The organism is Peribacillus sp., from assembly GCF_059453735.1.
Window position 1 is genome coordinate 1 of the sequence record NZ_JAZVJO010000272.1, and the last position, 2605, is coordinate 2605.

The 2605-nt window shown below is 39.7% G+C and carries 2 protein-coding genes; both read right to left on the bottom strand.

Going from position 1 to position 2605, the window contains the following annotated elements; genetic code table 11:
* Positions 1 to 121: 121 nt before the first annotated feature.
* Positions 122 to 1223 (bottom strand): peptide chain release factor 2 gene (gene prfB / locus AC52RT_RS08625; RefSeq protein WP_340886063.1). Its coding sequence is split into 2 segments (ribosomal slippage): positions 122 to 1150 and positions 1152 to 1223, totalling 1101 coding nucleotides; the frame shifts between segments, so codons are not numbered across the junction.
* A gap of 28 nt (positions 1224 to 1251) precedes the next feature.
* On the bottom strand, positions 1252 to 2605 hold a 1354-nt coding region (locus AC52RT_RS08630), incomplete at its 5' end, for a preprotein translocase subunit SecA (RefSeq protein WP_495540365.1).

The following is a 2605-nucleotide window of genomic DNA, read 5'->3' on the forward strand; positions in this document are numbered from 1 at the left end:
TTTTTCTTAGCAAATGCTTTTTTTTCAATTCATGTATGTTCATATCCTTTTGCGCAATCCCCATATAAAATAGTAAAAATCGCATACTATTTTATTATAGCATGGGATTTTTTACCGTCTATTAATTTATTTTAGAGCGTAAGTAGGCATGAATGAATGGGTCAATTTCCCCATCCACGACTGCATGGACATTTCCACTTTCCTCATTGGTACGGTGATCCTTAACCATGGAGTATGGGTGGAATACATAGGAACGAATCTGACTTCCCCATCCAATTTCTTTTTGTTCTCCACGAATTTCAGCAAGCTGAGCTTCCTGTTCTTCGATTTTTAATTGGTACAGCTTTGATTTTAAAAGCTTCATTGCGTGCTCACGGTTTTTGATCTGTGAACGCTCTGATTGGCATGTTACAACCGAGTTAGTTGGTAAGTGAGTGATACGGACAGCGGAGTCCGTTGTATTGATATGCTGACCACCTGCACCAGTTGCACGATACGTATCAATTTTCAAATCTTCTGTACGGATTTCAATTTCAATCTCATCAGTAAATTCTGGCATAACCTCACAAGACACAAAAGAGGTATGTCGTCGACCAGACGAATCAAACGGTGAAATACGTACTAGACGATGTACACCCTTTTCTGCTTTTAAATATCCATAGGCGTTATGACCTTTGATCAGTAGCGTTACAGATTTAATACCTGCTTCGTCTCCTGGCAAGTAATCGATCGTTTCTACTTTAAAGCCACGTTTGTCAGCCCAGCGCTGATACATACGTAAAAGAATCGACCCCCAATCTTGGGATTCAGTTCCACCAGCACCTGGATGTAATTCTAAAATAGCATTGTGCTTGTCGTATTCTTCACTTAAAAGAAGTTGAAGCTCAAACTCTCCAAGTGCAGCTGTAAACTCTTTCAGCTCACTGCCAAGCTCCTCTTGCAATTCTTCATCCGGAACTTCTTTCAATAACTCTAACGTCATTTCTAAGTTTTCTTGTGTAGACATAAGGTCGTTGTATTGCTCCACTATGCCTTTTAAAGCGTTTAACTCATTGATGACCTTTTGAGCTCCTTGGGAATCATCCCAAAAGTCAGGGAAAGTCATTAATTCCTCTAGCTCTTGTATACGAACCTCTTTGTTTTCTAAGTCAAAGAGACCCCCTAAAGTCATTTAACTTGCCCGCCGTACGGTCTAATTCATTTCTTACAACTGAAATTTCTATCATTTTTTATTTCCTCCGAATATCTCTATTATCTAACTGCTCCGTGGCAATTTTTAAACTTTTCTCCACTACCACATGGGCATGGTTCGTTACGTCCCACTGTTGCTTGTTTGCGAACAGGTTTTTTCTTTACAGGACCGCCTTCTTCTTTTGGATTTACAGCTTGCCCTTTTGCTACCTCTTCACGCTCTAGGTTGTTACGAATTTCTGCTTTCATCGCATATTTAGCAACATCTTCTTGGACTGACTCAACCATTGCCTCGAACATTGCAAAGCCTTCACTTTGATATTCGCGAAGCGGATCTGTTTGACCATATGCACGTAAGTGAATCCCTTGGCGAAGCTGATCCATTGCATCAATATGATCGATCCATTTCGAGTCAATTGAACGAAGCAGTACAACTTTTTCAAATTCGCGCATACGTTCAGCTGTCATTTCTTCTTCTTTTGCATCATAGAAGGAGATAACTTCTTCTTTAATCTTCTCAATAACTTCTTCTTGAGAAAGATTTTCTAAAGTTTCTTGCGTAATAACACCCTCTGGAAGCATATTCGCTTGAATATAATCCTCTATTGCTTTGTAATTCCACTCTGCTTTATTTTCCGCGTTAGTATGCGTAGTTACAAGTCGCTCAATAACAGCGAAAATCATGGTTTCCACTAAGTCACGCATGTTTTCTGTTTCCAGAACTTCATTACGCTCTTTGTAGATGATTTCACGTTGCTGACGTAATACATCGTCATATTGCAGCAATCGCTTACGAGAGTCAAAGTTGTTACCCTCTACTCGTTTTTGGGCAGATTCTACCGCACGTGACACCATTTTAGATTGGATTGGTTGTGAATCATCCATACCCATCTTAGACATCATATTACGCATATTATCTGAACCAAATCGACGCATTAGTTCATCTTCCATAGAAAGATAGAATTGTGTTACCCCTGGATCTCCTTGACGCCCTGAACGACCACGTAGCTGATTATCAATACGTCTAGATTCATGACGCTCTGTACCAATAACAGCTAAACCGCCAACTTCTAGTACTCCATCTCCAAGTTTGATATCTGTACCACGTCCAGCCATGTTAGTGGCAATCGTTACAGAACCAAGATGTCCAGCTGTTGCTATTATTTCTGCTTCATGTTCATGGTTTTTTGCATTTAATACATTATGCTTAATGCCATGCTTTGTTAACAGCTTGGAAATGATTTCAGAAGTTTCAATTGCAACAGTACCAATTAACACGGGCTGTCCTTTTTTATTTCGTTCTGCAATATCCGCAGCAACCGCTTCAAATTTCCCGTTCATAGATGCATAGATTAAATCGGGACGATCATCTCTAGCTATTGGCTTATTTGTTGGTATTGCAATAACATTCATA